Raw genomic sequence first — 23650 nt, 5'->3', positions numbered from 1 at the left:
TGAATATTTATCAGAAAGAAACGCTTAAGTTAAACCCAATACTTTTAGGTGTAGGTATTTGAGCATCTTCGTTTCCATAACCTCCCGACTCGGGATCTATATGTTTAGCCTTCGACCACATCCATAAGTTTCGTCCTGTTACTCCTACCGAAACATTACGTAATGAATAATTTTCAGATATTTTTATCTGTGGAAAAGTATAAAGAAAAGCTATCTCACGTAGTTTCAGATAAGAAGCATCATAGCTGTTTGTTTCGAAAGAATCACGACTATGGTAGCGTCCGATCCAATCACGTAAGCTGACATTTACATCATTCTTTTCATATCCTGTAACATTTCCGTCTCCATCGGTAATTTCCATTACACCCTCACCGATCAGACCTTCTTCTCGTTGGTTTCCTATGGCTGACTCTGCCAATACTCCACCTTCCATACCTTTTGCTAAGGTACCCGAGTATATACGGCCGCCTTTTCTATAATCAAGCAATGCCGATAATTTAAAGTTTTTGTATATAAATGTATTTTTCAAGCCGGCCATCCAATCCGGATTATAGTTGCCATAACATTTCACTTCGTCTTCCCACACAGGTAGACCGCTTCTGTGAATAATTTGTCCGTCCGGAGTATGTTTGAATCCCCAACCATACAAGTCCCCCATACGTCCGCCTACACGTGCCTGAGCGTAGCCTGACATATTATAGTTAGTTATTCCTTCTGCCAACTCACGAACATAAGCACGATTAGTAGACCAATTTAGTATTACCCCCCATTCAAAATCTTTCAATTTTAGAGGTACTGCATTTAATACCACTTCAAATCCACGGCTTTCTATTTTGCCCGCATTTGTCATTCTTGAAGTGTAACCCGATGTCGGTGCAACAGCCATTGATAATATCTGATTGGTTGCAACGGTATTATAATATGAAAAATCCACCCCCAACCTATCGCCTAAAAAGCGAATATCTAAGCCAACCTCAGCACTGTTAATTTTTTCAGGTTTCAGTTCACTATTATATAATGCGCCATCTTCACGGGCAGCACTCGTACTTCCCCATTTATCAGCAAACTGGTATACAGGAATTAGCTGATACGGATCTGTATCGTTACCGACCTGAGCCCATGATCCACGCACTTTGAAAAAAGAAATGGATTTTGGTAATTTAACCATTTCAGAGATCAAAGCACTCATCGATACTGAAGGATAAAAATAAGAGTTATTATCAACAGGCAAAGTACTAGACCAGTCGTTACGGGCTGTAATATCAAGATACAACATATTTTTGTACATGAGTTGCCCCATTCCATAGATACTGTTAACTGCTTTCTCCGTGTTTTCTTCCCTGACAACAGGAGCCGATCTTGCATTTTCGAGGTTATAAACCCCGGGTATTTCTAACTCTGAAGCTCTTGAACTGGTTTTTCGTATAGAACGGTGCATTCTATTACCACCTAAGGATACTTTATATTGGAAATCGGATCGGAGAGGTTTATCCCAAGAAAGCAAAAAATCAGAGTTGCGTTCCTCAAAAATAAAGTTATTCACCGTATACATCCCATTTGGATAGTTTCTAGAACTATAAGCACGTTTGATGCGAATATTGTCATCGTACCAGTCTGTACCTGTTCGTCCCATAAGCGAAAGCCCATCTATAATATCAAGATTGAAAGACAGGTTGCCGTAAAGGTGATTTTTCAATTGAGATTGGGTATTTTCATATAATGTGAAATAAGGATTGTCCATCCATGAATTATTAAAGTTAGATTGTTCCAATCCTTCCCTATTGGGAGCCCAATAATTTTTTAAAGCTTTCACATCTTCATTCATTCCCCACCACGTGAAGCTATACATTATGGGTTTATCCCAATAATTAATCTGTGGCATATTATCGCTTTTATTCTGCACATAGTTTACATTGGCATTTACACGTAAAAATTTAGTTAGCTTATAGCCTGCATTAAGAGAAACAGTATTACGCTTCAGGTCTGTGTTTGGGATAATTCCTTTCTGATTCATATTCGTATAAGAGAGTCTATAGTCTCCATGTTCATTACCATTGCTTATAGATACATTGTTGGTAAATACAGTTCCCGTATCAAAAAAATCTTCGAGGAAATTCGGATGAGCGACCCAAGGCGTAGCAATACGTTTTCCGGTAACCGGATCAATAGGACTTGCATATTGTGGTATCTCTACAAAACCACTGGCTGTAGTTGGATCCGGCTGATTTAACTTGGGCCCCCACGAATAACCTGCGCCATCATTTTTCCCTCCTCCTTTCCCATCTACATATTCATACTCAAAGTTTTCTCCTCCTCCGTATTTGTACTGATAATCAGGTGTTCTCAACAACCATGGTTGGATAATCAAATTTGTATTGTAAGTAATACCCATACCCTTACTTTTCTTTCCACTCTTTGTTGTAATTACTACAGCACCATTTGCAGCACGACTTCCATACAAAGCTGCAGCTGTAGGTCCTTTCAATACACTTATTGATTCTACATCATCCGGATTAATATCACCGGCTCCACCACCAAAATCCATTCCATCAGTATTGAAGTTGCTAGGATTGTTATTAATGGGTATCCCATCCACAACAAAAAGAGGGCTATTATTAGTCAGTGAAGTTTCACCTCTAATAGATATTCTCGGTGATCCACCAATACCTCCCGACGATACATTTGTGATCTGAACTCCGGCTATTTGTCCGGCTAAGGAATTAAGCATGTTAGGATCCCGCACCTCTGTCAGCACATCTCCTTTGATATCCTGCACAGCATACCCTAAAGCTTTCTTCTCTCTTTTGATACCTAAGGCCGTCACAACAACTTCATCTAAAGTTCTGCTGGAATCTTGCAATGTAACATTTACAACTTTGTTTTTCTGAACGGTTATTTCCCTAGTGACAAATCCAATATAAGAGAATACCAGTACATCTCCTTCTTTTGTATTGATTTGATACTTACCATTATCATCAGATATGGTACCAATTCGAGTGTTTTTTACTACAACACTTACGCCTATCAACGGGTTTCCCTCAACATCTATCACATTTCCGGACACTTTATCAGCATCCTGATTTGGAGAGTTAGTTTGAGCAAAAACTGTAGCTGATAGGGAAAACATCACTATAAAGACAGTGAGCTTTTTAAATAAAAAAGTTTTCATAATAGTCAGTTTTAGATTAGGTTAACATGACGAATTTAGGGGATATTAAATCTAACTGAAATGGATAAAAACTGTTTAAAAAATGGATTATTATTGCTGATTTAGGTATTAAAAGCATTTTAATGAAAAGGATGAGTATAGTTGCTTTAAAAAGCATCTGCCTTCAATGATAATATGTGTTAAATTGTGTTTAATGTATTGAAATAAATTACCCTAAACCCCACCATTATGAGAAATATAATCTCATTAGATCGGATTTCTTTTTCCATTTCAAATATAGTGACTCGACAAACAAAATACTATATTTGTAAAAAAGATATGTTATGGATTTTGGACGCAACGAATCATTGACATTTAGTTATTCCGATATCTTCTTCAGTTATTACTTCAATGATAACAGAACATGCACATCAATGGTTAAAAACCACATGCTTGTATATATCTATTCTGGGGAACTACTTGTTGAACAAAAGAAAAAGAAAACAGTAATCGAAGCAGGAGAATGTGTTTTCTTGCGTAGAGATAACCGGGTAGATTTAATAAAACAAGCTGAAAATGGAGAACAGTTCAAAGGTATTTTTATGATCTTTAAACGCAATTTTTTACGTGAATTTTATCAGACAATTGATAAAAAACAACCGAAGATAGAGCCTCATAAGGAATTATCAAGCGTAGTGAAGTTGCCACAAACACCCGATATCACAAGCCTGTTTCAGTCTATGACGCCTTATTTCGATTCATCAATAGAGCCAGCTGACGAACTTATGAAGTTGAAATTACATGAAGGTGTATATTCCTTATTAAATATAAATCAAATGTTTTATCCTGTTCTCTTTGATTTCACTGAACCATGGAAAATAGACATACTTGATTTTATGGGAGATAACTACATGTATGATCTATCTATTGAAGACATTGCACACTTCACCGGTCGGAGCCTTGCCACATTCAAGAGGGATTTCAAAAAGATAAGCGAATCCTCTCCTCAGAAATGGCTCATGGAAAAAAGATTGGAAATTGCTTATGATAAAATTCGCAATGAGAATAAAAAAGTGTCCGATGTATATCTCGAAGTCGGGTTTAAGAACCTCTCTCATTTTTCATCAGCATTCAAAAAACAATTTGGATATTCTCCGACCAAGTAGAATATTGAGCTGCATAACAAATAATCTTTGAGCCACAGGGAAAACAACCACTGTGGCTCTTTTGTTATCTTTGTATTACAACTAAAATATATATGATGAAAAAGCGCATATTAGGAAATACTAATCTGGAAGTTTCTGCTATTGGATTAGGGTGTATGGGAATGAGTTACGGCTATGGTCCGGCTTCCGATAAAAACGAAATGATCTCGCTGATTCGTAAAGCATTTGATCTTGGTGTTACACTCTTCGACACAGCCGAGATTTACGGACCATACGCCAATGAAGAACTAGTAGGAGAAGCCTTGTCTCCCATTCGCCACAAGGTAGTGATAGCAACCAAATTCGGCTTCAATATCGAGAACGGAAAAGAGACAGGGACCAATAGCCGCCCCGAACATATAAAACAAGTAATAGAAGGATCGCTTAAACGTCTTAAGACAGATATTATCGACTTATATTACCAGCATCGCGTAGATCCCAATGTGCCTATAGAGGATGTGGCCGGAGCAGTAAAAGACCTGATACAGGAAGGTAAAGTAAAACACTGGGGTCTATCGGAGGCAGGTGTAAAAACAATTTGTCGTGCTCATGCCATTCAGCCGGTTACCGCCGTACAAAGCGAATACTCTTTATGGTGGAGACGTCCCGAAGATGAATTATTACCTATGCTCGAAGAACTTGGTATCGGTTTTGTTCCGTTCAGCCCATTGGGTAAAGGTTATCTAACAGGGAGGTTTGATGCCAATACAAAATTTGCCGGAAATGATTTTCGCAGCATACTTCCACGTTTCACACAGGAAGCACTTGAGGCTAATCAGGCTATTGTTGATCTGGTAAAAAAAATAGCAGAAGAGAAAAATGCAACACCTGCTCAAATAGCATTGGGATGGCTGCTTGCACAAAAGCCCTGGATCGTACCGATACCAGGTACTACGAAAAACCATCGCCTGCAAGAAAATATCAGAGGAGCAGATGTGAAACTGACAGTGGAAGATATAAGCAACATGAATGAAGCCAGCTCAAAAATCGATTTGATGGGCAACCGCTACCCAGAAGAACTTGAAAAAAGGACAGGACTTTAAGTAGCGTAATTACACAACTAATCCCCTTATTTGGGATATCCAAGGGCATTGAATGCGATAAATTATTTAAATAAAATATTACCAAAAAAAGAATATGAAAACATTCTCACTATTAATTATGCTACTGATATCCACAACTATTTTTGGACAGAAGCCAGATTCAGATATGCAACCATCTTCAATAAACAATAAAGTAAGACTTTCAAAAATCATTGTCGACCCTCTGCATTTAGATGAATACAATATTTACCTGAGAGAAGAAATTGAGGCGTCTATGCGATTGGAACCCGGAGTGCTTACATTGTACGCTGTATCTGAAAAGGAACATCCTAATCGGATAACAATACTTGAAATTTATAGCAACGAAGAAGCTTATCAGAGCCATATCAAAACTTCGCATTTTCTTAAATACAAAGAGGGAACATTGGATATGGTGCAGTCTCTTGAACTGATCGATACTATTCCACTTATTCCAGAACTAAAGATAAAATAAATAGAACTTAAAAATTAAATAATTATGGGAGCTGAAAAAACGAAAGCATTTGGTACTATAGCAGCAGATGCACCTTTAAACGAAATGAATATTCAACGTCGGGAAGTAACATCAAAAGATATTGAAATTGAAATTTTGTACTGCGGTGTATGCCATTCAGACTTACATACAGCACGCAACGATTGGGGAGGTACTATTTATCCTGTGGTTCCGGGACACGAGATTGTAGGAAGAGTAACCAAGATAGGAAATGAAGTTACTAAGTTGAAAGTAGGCGATTTAGCTGGAGTTGGATGTCTTGTCGATTCGTGCAGGGAATGTAATAGTTGCGAACATGACTTGGAACAATACTGTCTAAATGGATTTACAGGAACATACAATGGTGCTGACAAACACTTGGGAATACAAACTTACGGCGGTTACTCAGAAAAAGTAGTTGTCGATGAACACTTTGTATTAAAGGTCCCTGCGAATCTTGACTTGTCTGCTGTTGCGCCATTGTTGTGCGCAGGAATTACAACATGGTCACCTCTTCGACACTGGAATGTAGGAAAAGACAGTAAGGTTGCTGTTGTAGGTTTAGGAGGTTTAGGACATATGGCTATTAAACTTGCTAAAGGTCTTGGTGCAGAAGTTACTTTGTTTTCAAGAACACCGGGAAAAACTAAGGATGCCAAAGAACTTGGTGCAGATGAAGTTGTAATCTCTACCGATGCAGAACAGATGAAATCTGTACAAGGCAAATTTGATTTGATTATAGATACCGTTCCTTACGTTCATGATATCAATCCTTATGTTTCGACATTAAATATCAGTGGAACGCTGGTTTTAGTCGGATATTTAGGCGAGTTAGACCCTATGTTAAACACTGTTCCAATGATTATGGGGAGAAAAACGGTAGCAGGTTCTGTAATCGGAGGTATTGCTGAAACACAGGAAATGCTTGATTTCTGTGGAAAACATAATATCGTTTCCGAAGTAGAAATCATTAATATTCAGGATATTAATATAGCTTATGAGAGAATGCTTAAGAGTGATGTACGGTACCGCTTCGTTATTGATATGGCTTCTTTGAAAAAGTAATCACGACAATCGCTATATTAGTATTTCAAAGACATAGTAAAGCCTTTGGTGGTATAAAGAAACACAGGGGCTATATAAATAAGGAAAGTCCATAAATTTAGACATTACAGCTGATGAGAATCTTATTTTCATCAGCTGTAATTTTTAATAAATAATATTATTTCTCTTCCGGTTTAAATGAAAATGAAAGAGCAGGCTGATCTAGTGGTAAACCATTAGGAACAACGACTTCAATACTTCCATCCGAAAGTTGTTTCCAGTTAACAGCCTTTCCTGTTTCGACAAAAATAACCTTCGATCCTTTTATCGGATTATTGCCATTCCATACAATCTTCTTTGGTAGAGGTTGCCCTTCCTCAAGACAGGTGATAGCATAAATAGTCTCAGCATCTTTACTTTGTGTGAACCATGTTTTATCTGAATTATAGTTCGGTGTTATTCGAGTTCCGTAAATAGCCTTTTTATTTTTACTAGTCCATGTACCTATTTTTTCTAAACGTACCTTAATATCTTCTGGTAAAGTACCATCTGGATGTGGACCTATACCTAATAGAAGATTACCTCCTTTTGCAACAATCTCTACCAAAATATGAATGACTTGGGACGGTGATTTATATTTATCGCGAGGAGTCCAAGACCAAGCGTATCCCAAAGTAATACAGCTTTCCCATGGATTAGACAACTGTGTATCAGGTATTCCTCTTTCGGGAGTTTGGTAATTCTCATATTCACCCGGAACAGTACGATCTACAACTAATAGTCCCGGCTGATGGCTGCGGGCCATAGCGGCTATGCGAGGCATATCTATATTTTGTTCTCCCATATATGCTTCTCCATATTTCTCGGCATCACCTGGTCTGGCCGGACGTACCCAACCTCCATCAAGCCATAAAATATCCATCGAACCGTAATCGCCATTCATCAGTTCTTCTATCTGGTTATAGGTATACTGTTTAAATCTGTTCCATCTATCGGGATTAATTTTTATGTTATAATTATTATTTCTATTTGGAGTCGCATATTTGTCCCACCAATAGTTTTGTGAGTGCCAATCGGGTTTTGAATAATAAGCTCCAATCATATATCCCTCGTTTCTGAATGCATTAAATACCTCTTTTGCTATGTTTTTGCGAGGATGGTTTTTGAAGGCACCTTTTGTTATAGAAAAATCGGAATATTTGGTATCGAACATATTGAACCCATCATGATGTTTAGTTGTAAATACAACATATTTCATTCCAGCCTTTTTTCCCGATTCTGCCCACGATTCTGGATCTAGTTTTGTTGGATTAAACTCGTCTATAGTCCCCCAATACTTTCTTTTATCCTGATCATAAGTTAAAATGGTATCGCGCGTAATCCAATCTTCGGAACAAATAGACCATGATTCCACGATTCCTAACTGCGCATATAAACCATAGTGAATAAGCATCCCAAATTTTTGATCTTGCCACTGATCCAATTTTTCCAATACAGCCGGATTTTTCGGCAGTATATATGTTTCAGATCGTCCATGTGTATAGGTTTGTGCATAAATAACACTGAAGAAACACCAAATAAAAACGCTTCCTAAGATTAACAGTTTATTTTTCATAATATTACATTTATTTATTAAAGGAGTTAAGGTACTGATAATATTTTAATTGATTATCCTCATTAGTCAGAATTTTAACACATACAAGCAATAGAGTTATCCTAAGTTCCCTATTTACTTTATACACCCACTTTTCACAAAGTATCCCCTTATTTTGATACCAATCTAGTTTATAATAAATTTTGACGAAGATAAGAATAGAACTTCTTTGACTATCTTTGAAAATAAATATATCATTATATAAAACTCTATGAAGTCTATAAAAACAGATATATCCATCAAAATATGTAGGGTGTAGAGAGTGAGTTTTAATGAAAATAATATGGAGTAATGAATGAATCTATTCAAATTAGATACCTGATTGCAAATGAACAAGATGCTACTTGGGGGTTAACCGTAAATACGGTTGGATATCAGCAGATTGAACCTAACTCTATCTATCCCCCACAGATTCATCCCGAACAATATTTTTTCTCGATACAAAAAGGCAGAATACTTGATGAATGTATACTATTATATATAACTCAAGGTAAAGGTACTTTTGTTTCATCAAGCCAAAAAATAATAGAACTAAAATCCGGAGATATGGTACTTTTATTCCCGGGTGAATGGCATTCTTACAGTCCCGATAAATCAACCGGATGGCGTGAATATTGGATAGGATTCAAAGGTATAGACATGGAATCCCGCATCGAAAATGGCTTCTTCTGTAAGCTAAAACCAATTTTCAATGTTGGATCTAGTGAAGAAATTGTCCAGCTTTACATGCGTGCTATCAGTAGTGCAAAAAAACAAGAAATCGGATTTCAACAGATATTGGCTGGCATCGTCACTTATTTACTAGGAATTGCTTACTCCCGAAACAAGCTTTTGAGTTTCGAAGACGTGAAAGTAACCAATCAAATAGATAAGGCTAAAATGATTATGTTCGAGAATTCACATACAAACATTACACCTGAGGATATAGCGAATCAAATATGTGTCAGTTACTCTTCGTTCAGACGCATTTTCAAACAATATACAGGTCTGTCACCACTTCAATATATACAGGAAATACGAATTCAAAAAGGCAAAGATCTATTGGCTAATACACTGTTAACAAGTCAGGAAATAGCTTTCCGTATTGGCTATGAAAATCCGGATTATTTTTGTGCGATTTTCAAAAAAAAGACAGGCTATTCTCCAATAAAATACAGGGAATTTATACAAGGAAAAAATCTATAATTCTATATCCATCATCTACCAGATAAGTATTACGATCATTTCCTATAGTATATTGATCATATTACACAGTTCGTTTTATTCCCAGACAAGTATATTTGTGTGATAAAAGGGCTTTGCCTTATTTTATAATCAGTCCAATAAATAAACAATTGCTATAAAGAATAAACTGATGAGACTTAAATCTATACTATTTACCTTTACTCTTCTGCTTGTTTCACAATTTCTCTCTTTGCACTTACAAGGTGCGACAGGTAAGAATAGCGGAATAAAACATGATCCTGTTTCAAAAACTGTCAAAATTGCTGATTCTAATCAGAATCTTTTACTTCTGATTGATTATTCAAACGGATGTAAGATTACCCAATTAGATATAAAAGGGAACAATACACTATCCTCATCAGGTATTTATACAGGAATCAAGACTATGGACAAAACAATTTATTCCAGTATAAATGCTAGCGATATTAAAGTAACCGAGACTAAGGAAAGCATAACATTGAGTAATATAGCTTACGGAGGTAATTCTATCAAAGTAAATGAATCATGGATTTTCAGACTCATTGGAGACAAAATCAACTGGAATATTCAACGAGACTATAATTCCTCCGGAGAATTAGATGAAATGGCATTTTCACAATGGAATTTTTCCGACCTTACGGTATGGAAGGGCGGTATCATAGATAATGGTGGTATGGTTTGGTGTAAGTACTTACCCGGTGTAAATGATACTTATGGCGTACACACAGGAGGAGTAACCTTCTGGAATCCCGATTCGGGAAATGCTTTACGAATAATAGCCGGAGCAGATAAAGAAAATTCCATAGCAGCAAAATATTCTCATAGTGATAAAAATGAATTTACATATACACAATTTGTTACCAACGAAGAGCTGGGGCAACGCCATAATCTGAATAGGTTTGTTTATCAAAATTCGGATGTATTTTCACCTTTCGAGGTTAAAAAAGGAAGTGTGTCGATAAATCTCGAATTAGAATATATTGATTACTTTACTGAATACTCAAGAGGAACGTTACCCGGTATAGATGCAGAAGCAGTACGCGAACTTCTTAATACCACAGGTAGATACGGAGTGGTTGATAATAATATTATAGGAGCAAATGGCTGGACTACAAATTGGAAATGCCTTCACGAACCATTCTTTGCTCAAATAGGTATGGCTGTAAATGACAAAAATTACACGAAAAATATGTCTGCCACCCTCGACCAAGAAAGAGATTTAGCTATGCTTCCTGATGGTCGTGTATTATCCCGCTGGCATAATGCGGCTGACGACGAAATGCCCGGCACATTCAATCCCAAAACCGGTTACTATGAAGCTAAATGGGGTTATACTGTCGATTCTCAGACAGGCTATGTAATCAATACCTCCGAACAATTCGATTTGTGCGGTGATGTCAACTGGTTACTTTCACACAAAGAAAGCTGCGAAAAAGCCCTAGATTGGCTGATCAAGAGAGATTCAAACAATAATGGTATATTCGAAATGATGAATAATGGCATTGCAGAAGAAACCGCAAGCGATTGGCTCGACATTGTTTGGGCAAGTTTCGAGAATGCATTTGTCAATGCTCAAATGTATGAAGCACTTAATCTATGGGCAAACTGCGAACAAATCCTCGGTGATAAACAAAAGGCAGATTATTATTCAAATGTAGCCTTAAGGCTTAAAATAAGCTTTAATAAATCTATCGATGAAGGAGGTTTCTGGTCACCCGAAAAGAAACAATATGTATATTGGCGAGATAAAGATGGCTCCATTCATGGAGATAATATGGTAACACCTGTAAACTTTGCAGTCATAGCTTTTGGCATATGTGACGATCCGAAACGAGTATCTTTGATCCTTGACGAAATAGAAAAGAGAACTACTGCTGAAAATCTTTTTCACTGGCCTCTTTGTTTCGATTCTTACAAGAGAGAAGAAGTGCAGTATGGTAATTGGCCTTTTCCTAAATATGAAAATGGTGACATCTTCCCAACTTGGGGCTACATGGGTGTAAGAGCATACGTGAATTACGACAAAGGTATTGCGCTTAAATATATCCGCAATATACTCGAGCAATATAATAAAGACGGTCTCTCCTCGCAACGGTATAGCCGAACAACTCAACTAGGTTTAGGTTCTGACATTTTAGCTGGGATATGTACCAGTGTAACGGCTCTTTATCGGGATATTTATGGCATCCGTCCAAAGTGGAACAGAATGGGGATAGAGCCCAATATGTCTGAAATTTTAAATGGTACCGAATTTTCATATACTCTTCGAGATACGGTTTACCATCTGAAACTAAGTGTCGATGATTATTCTATGAGTACTGACGAATTTTCAATTAAAAGTAAAAACAGTTTCGGAGCGAATAAAGTCGGATCAAAACTCACCTTTTATCCCGAAAATAAAGAAAATATGCTCCTTGTTGTAAAAATCGATTCAAAAAAGCCTTTCCACATGGAAATTAACAATTGGGAAAAAGATGAATATTCATGGACAACAACATCACCTAACAAATATGAATTTACACTTACAGGATTGATTCCTGATTCGAAGTATAAACTTTTGATAAATAATAAATCAAAATACATCATAACAAGAAAAGATGGTAGCCTCTTGATTAAAGAGAATTGCACATCCCCTACTCGATTTAGTTTAAAAGAAATTAATTAATATTTCATCTGATTAAATAAACTAATTATATATGATACTATGGTATATAACCGATAAATACATTTTGTTCAGAAGTTAAGACACTGTTTTCTGTCATTCCATATTAATTAAAGCAGATTGAAAACTCTTGCGATATTGAGCTGGAGTTACTTCTAAAACATTGATAAACTGGCGACGCAAGTTTTCAGCATTCTTGAGTCCGCAATATGAAGCTATTTCATCTAATGATAATTGTGTCTCAATAAGATGCTGGCATGCATTTTCGACTCTCAATTTATTGATGTACTTTGCAGGAGTAACCCTTAATTCACGAACAAAAACCCGGGCAAAATTACGGGGGCTCATTGCAACATATTCTGCCAGCTTCTCTACTGTTAGTTCTTCTCTAAGATGTTCCAATATCCATTCACAGACCTTCCTTATAATAGGATTACCTATACTCTGGCAATCTAAAAATGTACTAAATTGTGATTGATTTCCGGGTCGTTTCAAATATAAAACCAGCCATCGGGCAACATGTAAAGCAAAAGCTTGCCCCATATCCTCTTCTAGTAAAGCCAGTGCCAAGTCCATACCTGAAGTAATTCCAGCAGAAGTGTATACATTGCCGTCTTTGATAAAGATTCGAGCTATCTGAACATCTACCAATGGATACATTTGCGCTAGTTCTTCATTTTTAGACCAGTGGGCAGTAGCTTTTTTCCCATCAAGTAGCCCTACCTCTGCCAGAATAAAAGCACCGGAACATACCGAACAAATCCTGCGAATAACTTTCGATTGTTCTTTCAACCACTCCAACATCTTATTTTTAAGACTTTGATCGAGGTGTCGGGCTAATCCTGTAATTATCAATGTATCTATTGAATAATCTATTTCGGTATAGCACCTTTCACTCAGTATAGGTAATCCGGAAGATGTATTTATTAGTTTGTCTGGCCCCATAGATACAACATGAGTCACATATCTGAAATCAACTTTATTCTGAACGAGATCAAACTCATCAATCGCTTTGGTAAAAACATCCAAAGGACCTGCCGTAGTCAGCAAAGTAGAATTCGGAGGAACTAATATTACAATATGTCTTATTTCCAACTGCTTATTCATCTTTTTCGTATTTCAATAATTAAGTAAATGATAGTTTTGATGCTATCCTCCCGAATTATAACAGACTATTGCTATGATGCTTACCAAAGTAATAAAAAGGTCTGAGACCTTAAAAGTAAGTATTATTTGTCAAAGCAAAACAATTATGGCAGAAATTGCATATTTTTTGTCATTACAGACAAACTTATTATGGTGTATCTTTGTTAAGACTAAAGACAATAAGAAGTTTTATTATTTAAAATCAGATTATTATGGGAACAATTAAGGTAGGTATTAATGGTTTTGGACGTATTGGACGCTTAGTATTTCGTGCTGCACAGAGTAGGAAGGATATCCAGATTGTCGGGATTAACGACTTAATGGATGTCGAGTATATTGCTTACATGCTTAAATACGATAGCATCCATGGACAATTCGATGGAACGATCGACACCAAAGATGGCAAACTTGTTGTAAATGGCAATGCAATCCGTGTTACAGCCGAGAAAGATCCGGCTAATCTGAAATGGAATGAGGTGGAAGCTGAATATATTGTAGAATCGACAGGCTTATTCCTAACAAAAGAAAAAGCTCAGGGGCATATTTCTGCCGGAGCAAAGTATGTAGTCATGTCGGGCCCATCTAAAGACGATACTCCGATGTTTGTTCCGGGTGTGAATGATGATAAATATACAAAAGGCACGCAGATCATTTCGAATGCATCTTGTACAACAAACTGTCTTGCGCTGGTAGCGAAAGTATTGAACGACAAATTCGGTATTCTGGAAGCTCTGATGACAACAGTACATTCTACAACTGCTACACAAAAAACCGTAGATGGCCCGTCAATGAAAGACTGGAGAGGTGGACGTGCTGCTTCAGGTAATATTATTCCTTCTACAACCGGTGCAGCTAAGGCTGTAGGCAAGGTTATTCCCGAACTGAATGGAAAAATAACCGGTATGTCGTTCCGCGTTCCAACTCTTGATGTTTCAGTAGTCGACTTAACAGCTCGTCTGGCTAAAGAAACAACTTATGAAGAAATTTGTAAGGCTATGAAGCAAGCTTCGGAAGGTTCTTTAAAAGGATATCTTGCATACACTAAAGACGATGTTGTATCATCTGATTTTATAGGAAATCCATATACGGCTATTTTTGATGAAAAGGCAGGGATACAATTAAGCCCGACTTTTGTCAAAGTAGTTGCATGGTATGATAATGAATGGGGATTTTCCTGTAAAGTGTTAGATTCAATAGCTACGATGAAAAAGGTTAATGGATAAAGGGTAACTATCTAAATAAATAAGTAAACAGGCTATCAATTGATATAGCCTGTTTTTATATATAGGTTTTTATAACAGTTGCATTGCAATTTCCGCGCAAGCTTCTGCATCAGCCAAAGCATGGTGGTGATTAGTGAGAATATATCCGCAATCGGCAGCTACAGTATGAAGCTGGTGATTAGGAAGATGTTTCAATTGCCGTCTGGACTCTGCCAATGTACAATAAAACCGATAGTCGGGATAGTCCATCTGATAAGTTTTGAATGCAGCTTTAAGACATGCTTCATCAAAGCCTTTGTTATGTGCTACTAACGGAAGCCCCTCAATGAGAGATTCCACTCGAAACCATACTTTAGAGAATACTGCTTCTTTCACTGTATCTTCGTAAGTTAAACTGTGAATACTACTGTTCTGAAGACTATAATAGTTGGGTTCGGGTTGAATAAGGCTATAGAAACGGTCTGTGATAATACCGTTCCTGACAACAACAATTCCTATACTGCAAACACTGGATAGTTGTTCATTAGCTGTTTCAAAATCGATAGCTGCAAAATCCCGTATCATTTATTTCAGGCTTTTCTTGTATTTTATAATTTCTGTCAAATCTGCCAGTTGTTCTCCTTTCTCAATATCGAGTATCAACGGAATTAATTTGCCGATGGCATCTGCATTTTTGAAGCTTTCTTTAATTTCGGTACTGATTTCGAGATCGTAAATTCCGCCACGTGTTTTCTCTGTAAAATAGAAACCGGTCTTTATAAATTTCGCCCAAATAGAGAGCCAAAAAACTGTCTTTTTCTTATAGACTACTTTACAAAACCATGACTTGCCATCTTTATAAAATCTCCATTCATATTCCATTTGAAATTCTGAACAGATAATCTCTAATAGTTTAGTATAAACTACGAAAAGATCTTTTCCTAAAGCCGCTTCCAAGACTATATCTGTTGGTTTTACCTCTTCTTCCCGTAAGAGTTGGATCGGATTTTCTGTTTTCATTGTATTTTGTTTTTAAGGTTGAATTACACCAATAATTAATGTCTCTATTGTATTATATAATACAAAGATATAATTTAATTGATTCCCAGTAAAAGGTTGAAATAAAACATTATCAACAAGCTTTTATTTTAAATAGTATATAAAAAATCCCTGCCTAGGATGAGGACCAAGCAGGGATGTCATTTACTAATCGTATTACAGCTTAACGACTTTCAAATAATCAAGAAATGCATCATTTTGATCTTTTTTCCCATGCGACATATTACTATCGAATCCTTTGTTTTCCGGATTCAATCGCAGCTTAATAATATGAGTGCCAGCAGGGATGTTTTTTAATATCAAGTAATTCGACGTTGTCCATGTATTCCAGTCACCAGAAGATTCTAAGATAAAAGTACCCGTATCTACATCATCTACAAATACCGAACGGATATAGCAATATACATCGTGAGGGCCTCTACCGTTAGAGCCTATCAAAGCAACTCCATAATTTCCGGCTTCCTTAATATCTATTGTCAACTCTACATTTGCGCTGTTATTCGCCATATCTTCAATATAACCTTTTCCCGAGAAACCCTTAGCAGAATTTTTAACAGTGCCTTTATATTTTGCATCTTCTACTTCATATATATTTATCGAAGTCGAATGGATAAATGGGTTGGATAGATCAGACTCAAAGCCTTTTTGATCGACAGTATACACCGAGTAAAAACCATTAGGTTTATTATTCAAATCATAAGGTGAAGTTGCAGTTTCATTGATATTAGCATCATACACGAAACTCTTCAACCCTTCATTTTGAACCCATGATAATTTACTGTTCTCTTCTTTCAATACTGGTTCTATCGGTGACCAACATTTACGTGGACCAGCTTCTACCATGTTGATCTTAGTTGAAATATTCGGATCTGCTTCCATTTCTATTTCAATGTCGAATTTGCCTTTAGATGCGGCAGGTAGTTCGAAAGGTAAGGTTTGTACTTTGCCATTGACTTTTAGCGATTTTACTTTATTACCTAAGCCGTTTACAGTAATATCCAAAACGGCATCTCTATATTTGAAATTTTTCAAATGTAATGCTCCGTTTATCATATCGGATGGAACAATAGGATTGAATTTTAATCCTGTTTCTGTCATTTCCATCCCGAATAACATACGATATACAATACTTACATAAGAGGCTACAGACCATAACTGACGATCGGAGTTTAATGCCGTATTACGATCATATCCTGTATCATGAGTCATATTTTCTTTATGAGTAAGGAACATAGCCCCTTGTCTTATTTGCGATTTCATAATATGGCTTGCCGCTGTCATATTACCAACTCGTTTTGCAGCATACATATACGGTGTTTGCCATACAGCCCACACACTTTTGTTGTGATAAGCAAAATCGTCAGGGATAGTAGGATACAATACCGCAGCTCCGTATGGATAAAGAGGAAAATTCTCTACTACATTCACCGTTTGTTCGGGTGAAGTTGCACCTAGCAAGGCACATAAACCGTTACCCATCACATCTACCCGTTGAGTAGATCGGTAGTTCAAATATTCAGGGTATAAATAAGCAGTGTAGAGACTACGCTCTTTATCCCAGAAATATTTATTTAATCCGTTTTTAACCGATGTGTAATATTTCTCCCAAACATTTATTTCTTCATCACTTTTGCCCAACATTTTACCCGACTTCATCAGAATTTCGTACATAAACATGTGTAAGGCATTAGTTCCGCTGGAAAATGATTCTCCGATATTCTCGTTCGAAAACCAGTTAGGGTAAGTATGTGTACGCCAGTCCATAGAACAGGTTTCGCCTCTGAATAAACCGATGTTCTTGTCAAAAGCCACATGGATATCTTTTGTAGCAGTATAGCTTAAACCATCATACACTTCGGCCAGCCATTCCTTATCGCCTGTTGATAAATAATATTCCCACGCAGCAAGTGCCCAAACTACCCTGTCGGTAGAGATAGGCCATGAACCGCCTGTACCTGTATCCTGAAGCGCTTCTTTAGGATTGTCCAAAGTTTGCTTGCGGAGTGTTTTTTTAGATATATCCTGATGTATCCACGAGAATGAGAAATACATGCTGTAAACCACATCGCGTGTCCATGTATCCGGCCATAAAGCACCTGTACTGAATGTAGAATCGGAACGAAGATTCATCTGCATTTCTTCTAAAGCCATATTGTACAATGCAACAACCATTGTATTGTTGTCAGCCGTAAACTGAGGAAAAGCAGAAATATCTTCCTTCAATTTCCAATGTCCGCCATCACCATGATAATTTGATAGTATTTCGGTCGGCGATATAGCTTTCGATGTACGTAATCCAAGAAAAGAAGCTTCAACAACACTGTCCGGAGACAATGTATAAGGTAGTAAAGAACCTTTTTCTCTGACAACCGTCCAATGCGAATTGAAGTCTGCATTTCTATCCAGCGATTCGAGTCTTAAACCATCTGGTGTTTGTGTCAGAAACTTATCTTCACCTCCCGATAGATTGGATATCGTAAACCAACCACAATTTTTCATTTGGCGAATGCCGAAGCCTTTGTAAGACCATGTCAGGTTATTTTCGTTAGCATTTTCAGTATCCTTACTGACTACATTACCGTCAGCATCTAACTGAAGATAGTTACCTGTCTTTTTATTTTTAAATTTTACGCTCTCTGTTTCTGTCGATTCTGCTATCCACAGATAGCTATCGTTTGCCGGTTCTTTTCCAAATTTTATAGATCCGTTATCTTCGTAGATATATTCTCCTGTCTGGCGGCATTGGAAACTCCATTCCGAATACACGTTTTCGTTATTCCCTTTGTTGGAACAGCCGGTGCTGATCAGGAGTAAAAAGAGACCTATATAGTTTAATAACTTTTTCATGTCTTCATATTTTAGTTAATATCGATTTTTTATAATCCTAATTCTTTTTCTATTTGTTCTAACGATTTTCCTTTTGTTTCGGGAATCCATATTTTAACAAAGATAAATGCCAATACGGTGAATCCTCCAAAGATAGCAAACAGCCATTCCAGCCCTAACGAACTTTTAATGATAGGCGCAAACTGGATAGTAAGGAATGTACACAACCATGTTATCGCAGTAGAAAAAGACATAGCCAATCCTTTTATCCTATTCGGATATATTTCGGATATAATTACCCACATTACAGGAGCAAACGAGGCTGCAAAGAACGATATATAAACTAATAACGCAACCAGCACGCCTGTATTGTTTGTACTTGTGCCCGAAAACTCGTAAGTAAGGTAAGCTAAGGCTATTGTCATGCCGACAGCTCCCCACAAGAGAAGAGTTTTACGTCCTTTCGAGTCTACAAGTCTTAGAGCTACGATAGTCATCAGAAAGTTGATAAGACCTACTATCATCGATTGGAAAAGTGAATCTTCTTTCATGGAACCTGCTGCCTGAAAAATATCGGGCGCAAACATAATAACTGCATTTACCCCCGTTATTTGTTGAAATGCAGCGATGAGTGTTCCTATGAGTACGACTTTACCGGTTTTCCCTCTGAATAATTCTCCGATCGAAACTTTATCCTTCGCATTTTCTGCATTGATAGAACGTTCTATCTCGGGTAAGTCTTCTTTTACAAAAGTTTCACCACCAATTCTTTGCAGAATAGCTACAGCCTCTTCTCGTCTGCCTTTCGCTAACAACCATCTTGGACTTTCGCAAAACGAAGTAAGCAGAAATATTAGATAGAACACACCGAAAACAGCAGGAACAGCCAACATATATCGCCAGCTATTATCACCGAGATCGACAAGTAAGTAATCGAAAACATAAGCTAACAATATACCGATCGTAATAGCAAACTGATTGAGTGATACGAGCCTTCCTCTATCTTTAGCAGGAGATATTTCCGATATATACATTGGAGCTACAACCGAAGTTGCACCCACTGCGATACCCGATAACACTCTGAATGCAGTAAGCAACATTGCAGATGGAGCCAGTGCGCATCCCAATGCAGATATAATATAGAGAACAGCAGTTACTGTCATAACCTTTTTTCTACCATATTTTTCAGTTATTCCTCCTGTGAATAAAGCACCTATCAGACAACCGATAGTCAGCAATGCAGCGACAGTGCCTAATCCGCTGTCAGACAGGCTGAATTCACTTTTTATCATGTCATTCGCTCCGGCAATACCCGCCATATTAAGTCCGAACATCAGTCCTCCGTTTATGGCAACGAAGACAATCCAGTATAAGTATTTATTATTTGTCATGGTATCTATATTTATTTAGTAAGTAAATATAATTAGAAAGTAGGTAACTTAAGGTGTAAAATTCGTCCAGACCTCTTCTTTTAACTGAGGTCGTGGTACATATAGAAACGTATCAGGATCGTCCTCGAATATCTTATAAATAGATTTTCCTTTTTCTATTCCGAGATTCTCGTAATTTTCAGGCGATTTACATATTAATTCCGATGGGTTGTAACAAGGGTTAGCTATCCATTCAATTTTATTTTCATTGTTGAATATGGGAAACCAAGCTATTCCCTTGTGACTCCTTACCCCATCGTAAACAAATCCATAATCTCTGTCGCACCATGCGCCGAATGTCAGTGGCTTATCAGGGTTTGCACTGATTGTAGCATGTGCCCAATAAGGGGGAACTATCACTACATCACCCGGTTTTGCATATACAGCAAAACATCTTCCCGGTTCATCTTCCGCATACTCCTGCATATAGATAATAGCTTCTCCCGACCAAATTTCATATACTTCGGGTGTAGACCATCCACTATACAGAGAAACTTTGTGTATATGTCCCTGACTTCTGATAGGTTCTTTGCCCAGTTTGCCGGCAGCATAAGTAACTACGCCATAGAGAAGATGCAAATCGTTTAGTAATTGGCGATGTGTATTTTTCCCTACATCCATTGCAATCGTATAGACGGTAGAAGGTCCATCGCATTCAGGATTCATCAGACTCTTGCGAATATCATCCAATCGGCGATTTTCAACTTCCGGTCCAAAAACATCGGTTCCATAAATGAAACCCATTGGGTTTTCTGTCATTTGGATAGAAAACCCGGGATTAAATATATTTGATTCAGGCATGGTTTCTTACATATGCTTTAAGAGTTCCACATTTCTGTCCTTCCGATTCACCATAAGGTCTTATTGTATATTCACCTACGCTTGCAGGAATAATGAAAGTCTCCGCATAGTGAACTACAAACGGCTCGAATGCCTTAGTCGGGCTTTCGATTATTACTTCACGCCCTTCTACCAGATTCAGTACATTTACACAATCGTTTGTATTATGCAGTACCGATTCGGTAAACCAATGCCTGCGAGTTTCGATAAATTCACGTTCATGCAAGCCTGTATGCTCTTCTATCCAGCCTTCGCCTTCGCCAACCACAGTGACACGATCAAGAATTTCTTTCTTTACCCAATCTTCAGTTCTATCCCATTGTATTACATTTTTGCCATGTTCTACATTTATAGGACGAGGGCGACCATCCAAACCGAGGCGTTCCCAATCCCATAGTTTGAATGTGAAAATAAAAGGGGTCGCACTTATTTCCAATACCATAGAATCTGTACCCGAGCAATGAATTGTTCCCGCAGGAATAAGTACATGATCATGTTTTTTCACAGGATAACAACCTACATATTTATCAGTATCGAATTTCCCTGTTGTTTGAGCTTCTCTTAAGTCATCTATCATTGCATCTGAGTCAACACCATCTTTCAGTCCGAGATATACTACTGCATTATCTTGTGCATCGAGCATATAATAGCTTTCGTCTTGCGTATAGTGCATTCCGAATTTATCTTGGATATATTCAGTCAAAGGATGTACTTGCAAACTAAGATTGCCGCCTTCCATTGTATCCAATAGATCGAATCGGATAGGGAATTCATCACCGAAACGGGCATGTACCGGATCACCTAACAGTTCTTTTGGATAAGCAAATACGAGGTTTATAGACGGAATCTCAAACTTAACACCGCCAAAGCCTAAGAAAAGACTATTCTCTTCGGGAACACAATCGAAGCACCATGCAAAATTGATTTGATCATCGTCCAATCCGCAGATTTGCTTCATCCACTGTCCACCCCAAGGGCCCGGGTCGAAAAATGGTACTACACGGAATGGAATATGCACAGCTTTCTTTAGCCCTGCTATCACCGCTTCGCCTGTCACCATTTTCGGTTCGTCTTTTGTATTTGTATCTAATACAAAATCCCATTTAGACATTAATGTTTTTTTGAATCTGTCGCAGACACGCCAATCAACAAAAAATCCTCTTTTGTATTGAAGCGATGCTCTTTCGGTTTTATTATTTACACCTATATTACTGATTTCGTTTCGGCGGAAGCGCATTTGTATTTCCCACCTTGCCATATCTGCATATACAAGAATATCGTATGTTGGTTGAATATAAGCCGCTCCTACTCCATAGATAATAATAACCCCTTGTTTTACTTCACAAATAGATTGTCTTACTTTCTCTACTTTTTCAGTATCAAAATAACAGTCGATATTGAATCGGGTCATATAGCCGAATATCTCATCGTCGGTTATATCTGCTTTCAGCTTATCATTCAAGACTGATTCAGATAACATTGCTTGTGAAGAATTGATGAATATAGCTGAAGCAAAAACCTTTCTTATATTCGTTTCAACTTCACTGTCAAGTACCCCTTGATAGCATTCAATCACCATTATTTTTTTCGGTGTTGTTACACTATCTATTTTTTCCTGCATCTGTTTAGTGATATTTTCCCACCCCACCGAGCACTTATTATGATGGGATGGTACTTGTATCACAGGGTATTTATCATAGTTTGGCGATTTGTCAGTATATCGTTTCATGTTTTTTTTCTTTTACGTTTATTAAACAATGTTCTATTCCTAATAATGCAGCATTGTCGCCTTCTTGTGCAACAACAATGTTTACCTTACCCGAAGGACACCATGCTAATTTATCAACGCGCTCTTTGAGATAAGGGATAATGACATCGCTGCTTTTCATTATGCCACCTCCCAGAACAATTATTTCAGGATCGTAAGCATGTATATATGTTACTATAGCTGCACTCCATACATTCATACATTCGTTGCGAATCGTGATAGCGTCACTGTTACCATTATTCGCAAGCGAAAATATTTCCTTGAAATCATATTCATCAGCACGTGCTTTAAATTCTGGTGTCAGCGACTTATTGTCTTTTATTATGACAGGCAAAAAAGAGGAAGAAGCTAGTGCTTCTACACAGCCGATATTACCACATGTGCACCTTCTGGCTTTGTAGTCCACTACAAAGTGTCCGCCTAATGAGCCGGCTTGAAAATGCTCGCCATGAAGTACTTTTCCATCTATTATAACACCCGTCCCTATGCCTGTTCCAATAGTCATCATCACCACGTTATTACGTCCTTTAGCTGCTCCATATTTCCATTCGCCCATTGCTGCAAGGCGCGAATCGTTATCCATACAAAAAGGAACAGCCCAGTTCTCTTTAACCCATACGTCAAGTTTCAGGTCGCAAGCATCATCGTATTTATCATTTGTAGATATAACTGTTTTCTTTATTGGATTTACTAATCCCGGAAATGCCAGTCCTATGCCTGATAATTGCGAAGGCTCAATACTCTCTTTAAGAAGAAGATCATTAATGGCCTTTTCGATAAATGGCAAGTTAGATTCCAAACCTTTTCGGGAATTTGCATCCAAAACAGTGAATCCGATGATTTTGCCGGAATGTATCAATCCTATTTTTACGATTGTACCTCCTAAGTCTATTCCTATGCTATACATCT

Annotated in this window: 17 protein-coding genes; 7 read left to right on the top strand and 10 right to left on the bottom strand. The window is 37.5% G+C overall.

Annotated elements, in window-relative coordinates; all coding sequences use genetic code 11:
- Positions 1-10: 10 nt before the first annotated feature.
- The gene (locus G7Y57_RS07430) at positions 11-3169 is read right to left on the bottom strand and encodes a SusC/RagA family TonB-linked outer membrane protein (RefSeq protein ID WP_165021681.1); all 3159 of its coding nucleotides are present in this window, start codon (positions 3167-3169) and stop codon (positions 11-13) included.
- Between the two features lie 323 nt (positions 3170-3492).
- Here G7Y57_RS07430 and G7Y57_RS07425 point away from each other — a divergent pair, with 323 nt between their 5' ends.
- The 4 genes from G7Y57_RS07425 to G7Y57_RS07410 all read left to right on the top strand — a co-directional run bounded on the left by G7Y57_RS07425 (position 3493) and on the right by G7Y57_RS07410 (position 6972).
- Positions 3493-4314, top strand: coding sequence for a helix-turn-helix domain-containing protein (locus G7Y57_RS07425; protein ID WP_165021679.1), 822 nt, complete (start codon positions 3493-3495; stop codon positions 4312-4314).
- 95 nt (positions 4315-4409) lie between these two features.
- The gene (locus G7Y57_RS07420; RefSeq protein WP_165022005.1) at positions 4410-5396 is read left to right on the top strand and encodes an aldo/keto reductase; all 987 of its coding nucleotides are present in this window, start codon (positions 4410-4412) and stop codon (positions 5394-5396) included.
- Positions 5397-5490: 94 nt separating this feature from the next.
- Entirely contained in the window at positions 5491-5889 is a 399-nt protein-coding gene (locus G7Y57_RS07415) for a putative quinol monooxygenase (RefSeq protein ID WP_165021677.1), read from the top strand.
- Between the two features lie 24 nt (positions 5890-5913).
- Entirely contained in the window at positions 5914-6972 is a 1059-nt protein-coding gene (locus tag G7Y57_RS07410; RefSeq protein ID WP_165021675.1) for an NAD(P)-dependent alcohol dehydrogenase, read from the top strand.
- Positions 6973-7129: 157 nt separating this feature from the next.
- On the opposite strand, the gene G7Y57_RS07405 is transcribed toward G7Y57_RS07410, so the two are convergent.
- The gene (locus G7Y57_RS07405; RefSeq protein ID WP_165021673.1) at positions 7130-8566 is read right to left on the bottom strand and encodes an alpha-L-fucosidase; all 1437 of its coding nucleotides are present in this window, start codon (positions 8564-8566) and stop codon (positions 7130-7132) included.
- 330 nt (positions 8567-8896) lie between these two features.
- Between G7Y57_RS07405 and G7Y57_RS07400 the strand changes: the two genes are divergently transcribed.
- A complete protein-coding gene (locus tag G7Y57_RS07400; RefSeq protein WP_165021671.1) occupies positions 8897-9790 on the top strand; it encodes a helix-turn-helix domain-containing protein in 894 nt (297 codons plus the stop codon).
- 169 nt (positions 9791-9959) lie between these two features.
- A complete protein-coding gene (locus tag G7Y57_RS07395; RefSeq protein WP_165021669.1) occupies positions 9960-12473 on the top strand; it encodes a hypothetical protein in 2514 nt (837 codons plus the stop codon).
- Positions 12474-12566: 93 nt separating this feature from the next.
- Here the strand turns inward: G7Y57_RS07395 and G7Y57_RS07390 are convergent, their stop codons facing one another.
- The gene (locus G7Y57_RS07390) at positions 12567-13577 is read right to left on the bottom strand and encodes a GlxA family transcriptional regulator (protein WP_165021667.1); all 1011 of its coding nucleotides are present in this window, start codon (positions 13575-13577) and stop codon (positions 12567-12569) included.
- Positions 13578-13828: 251 nt separating this feature from the next.
- Here G7Y57_RS07390 and gap point away from each other — a divergent pair, with 251 nt between their 5' ends.
- Positions 13829-14839: a type I glyceraldehyde-3-phosphate dehydrogenase gene (gene gap / locus G7Y57_RS07385; protein ID WP_165021665.1), complete on the top strand. Its 1011-nt coding sequence runs from the start codon at positions 13829-13831 to the stop codon at positions 14837-14839.
- A 69-nt stretch (positions 14840-14908) separates the two neighbouring features.
- Here gap and G7Y57_RS07380 read toward each other — a convergent pair whose 3' ends face one another.
- The 7 genes from G7Y57_RS07380 to G7Y57_RS07350 all read right to left on the bottom strand — a co-directional run bounded on the left by G7Y57_RS07380 (position 14909) and on the right by G7Y57_RS07350 (position 23648).
- Entirely contained in the window at positions 14909-15400 is a 492-nt protein-coding gene (locus G7Y57_RS07380; RefSeq protein WP_165022002.1) for a 3'-5' exonuclease, read from the bottom strand.
- A gap of 3 nt (positions 15401-15403) precedes the next feature.
- Positions 15404-15838: a DUF3788 family protein gene (locus tag G7Y57_RS07375; protein WP_165021663.1), complete on the bottom strand. Its 435-nt coding sequence runs from the start codon at positions 15836-15838 to the stop codon at positions 15404-15406.
- Between the two features lie 195 nt (positions 15839-16033).
- The gene (locus G7Y57_RS07370; RefSeq protein ID WP_255491367.1) at positions 16034-18724 is read right to left on the bottom strand and encodes a carbohydrate-binding protein; all 2691 of its coding nucleotides are present in this window, start codon (positions 18722-18724) and stop codon (positions 16034-16036) included.
- Positions 18725-18753: 29 nt separating this feature from the next.
- Complete coding sequence (locus G7Y57_RS07365) at positions 18754-20094, bottom strand: sugar porter family MFS transporter (protein ID WP_165021661.1); 1341 nt, start codon at positions 20092-20094, stop codon at positions 18754-18756.
- Between the two features lie 48 nt (positions 20095-20142).
- A complete protein-coding gene (locus tag G7Y57_RS07360; protein WP_165021659.1) occupies positions 20143-20934 on the bottom strand; it encodes a glucose-6-phosphate isomerase family protein in 792 nt (263 codons plus the stop codon).
- Complete coding sequence (locus G7Y57_RS07355; protein WP_165021657.1) at positions 20927-22702, bottom strand: class I mannose-6-phosphate isomerase; 1776 nt, start codon at positions 22700-22702, stop codon at positions 20927-20929. Before G7Y57_RS07355 ends, G7Y57_RS07360 begins: the two co-directional genes overlap by 8 nt.
- On the bottom strand, positions 22686-23648 hold the full coding sequence (locus G7Y57_RS07350; RefSeq protein WP_165021655.1) for an ROK family protein: 963 nt from the start codon (positions 23646-23648) through the stop codon (positions 22686-22688). The genes G7Y57_RS07355 and G7Y57_RS07350 overlap by 17 nt, the downstream gene beginning before the upstream one ends.
- Positions 23649-23650 lie beyond the last annotated feature (2 nt).

This window comes from Dysgonomonas sp. ZJ279, assembly GCF_011039205.1.
GTDB lineage: Bacteria > Bacteroidota > Bacteroidia > Bacteroidales > Dysgonomonadaceae > Dysgonomonas.
This window is presented reverse-complemented; position numbering and strand designations above follow the sequence as displayed.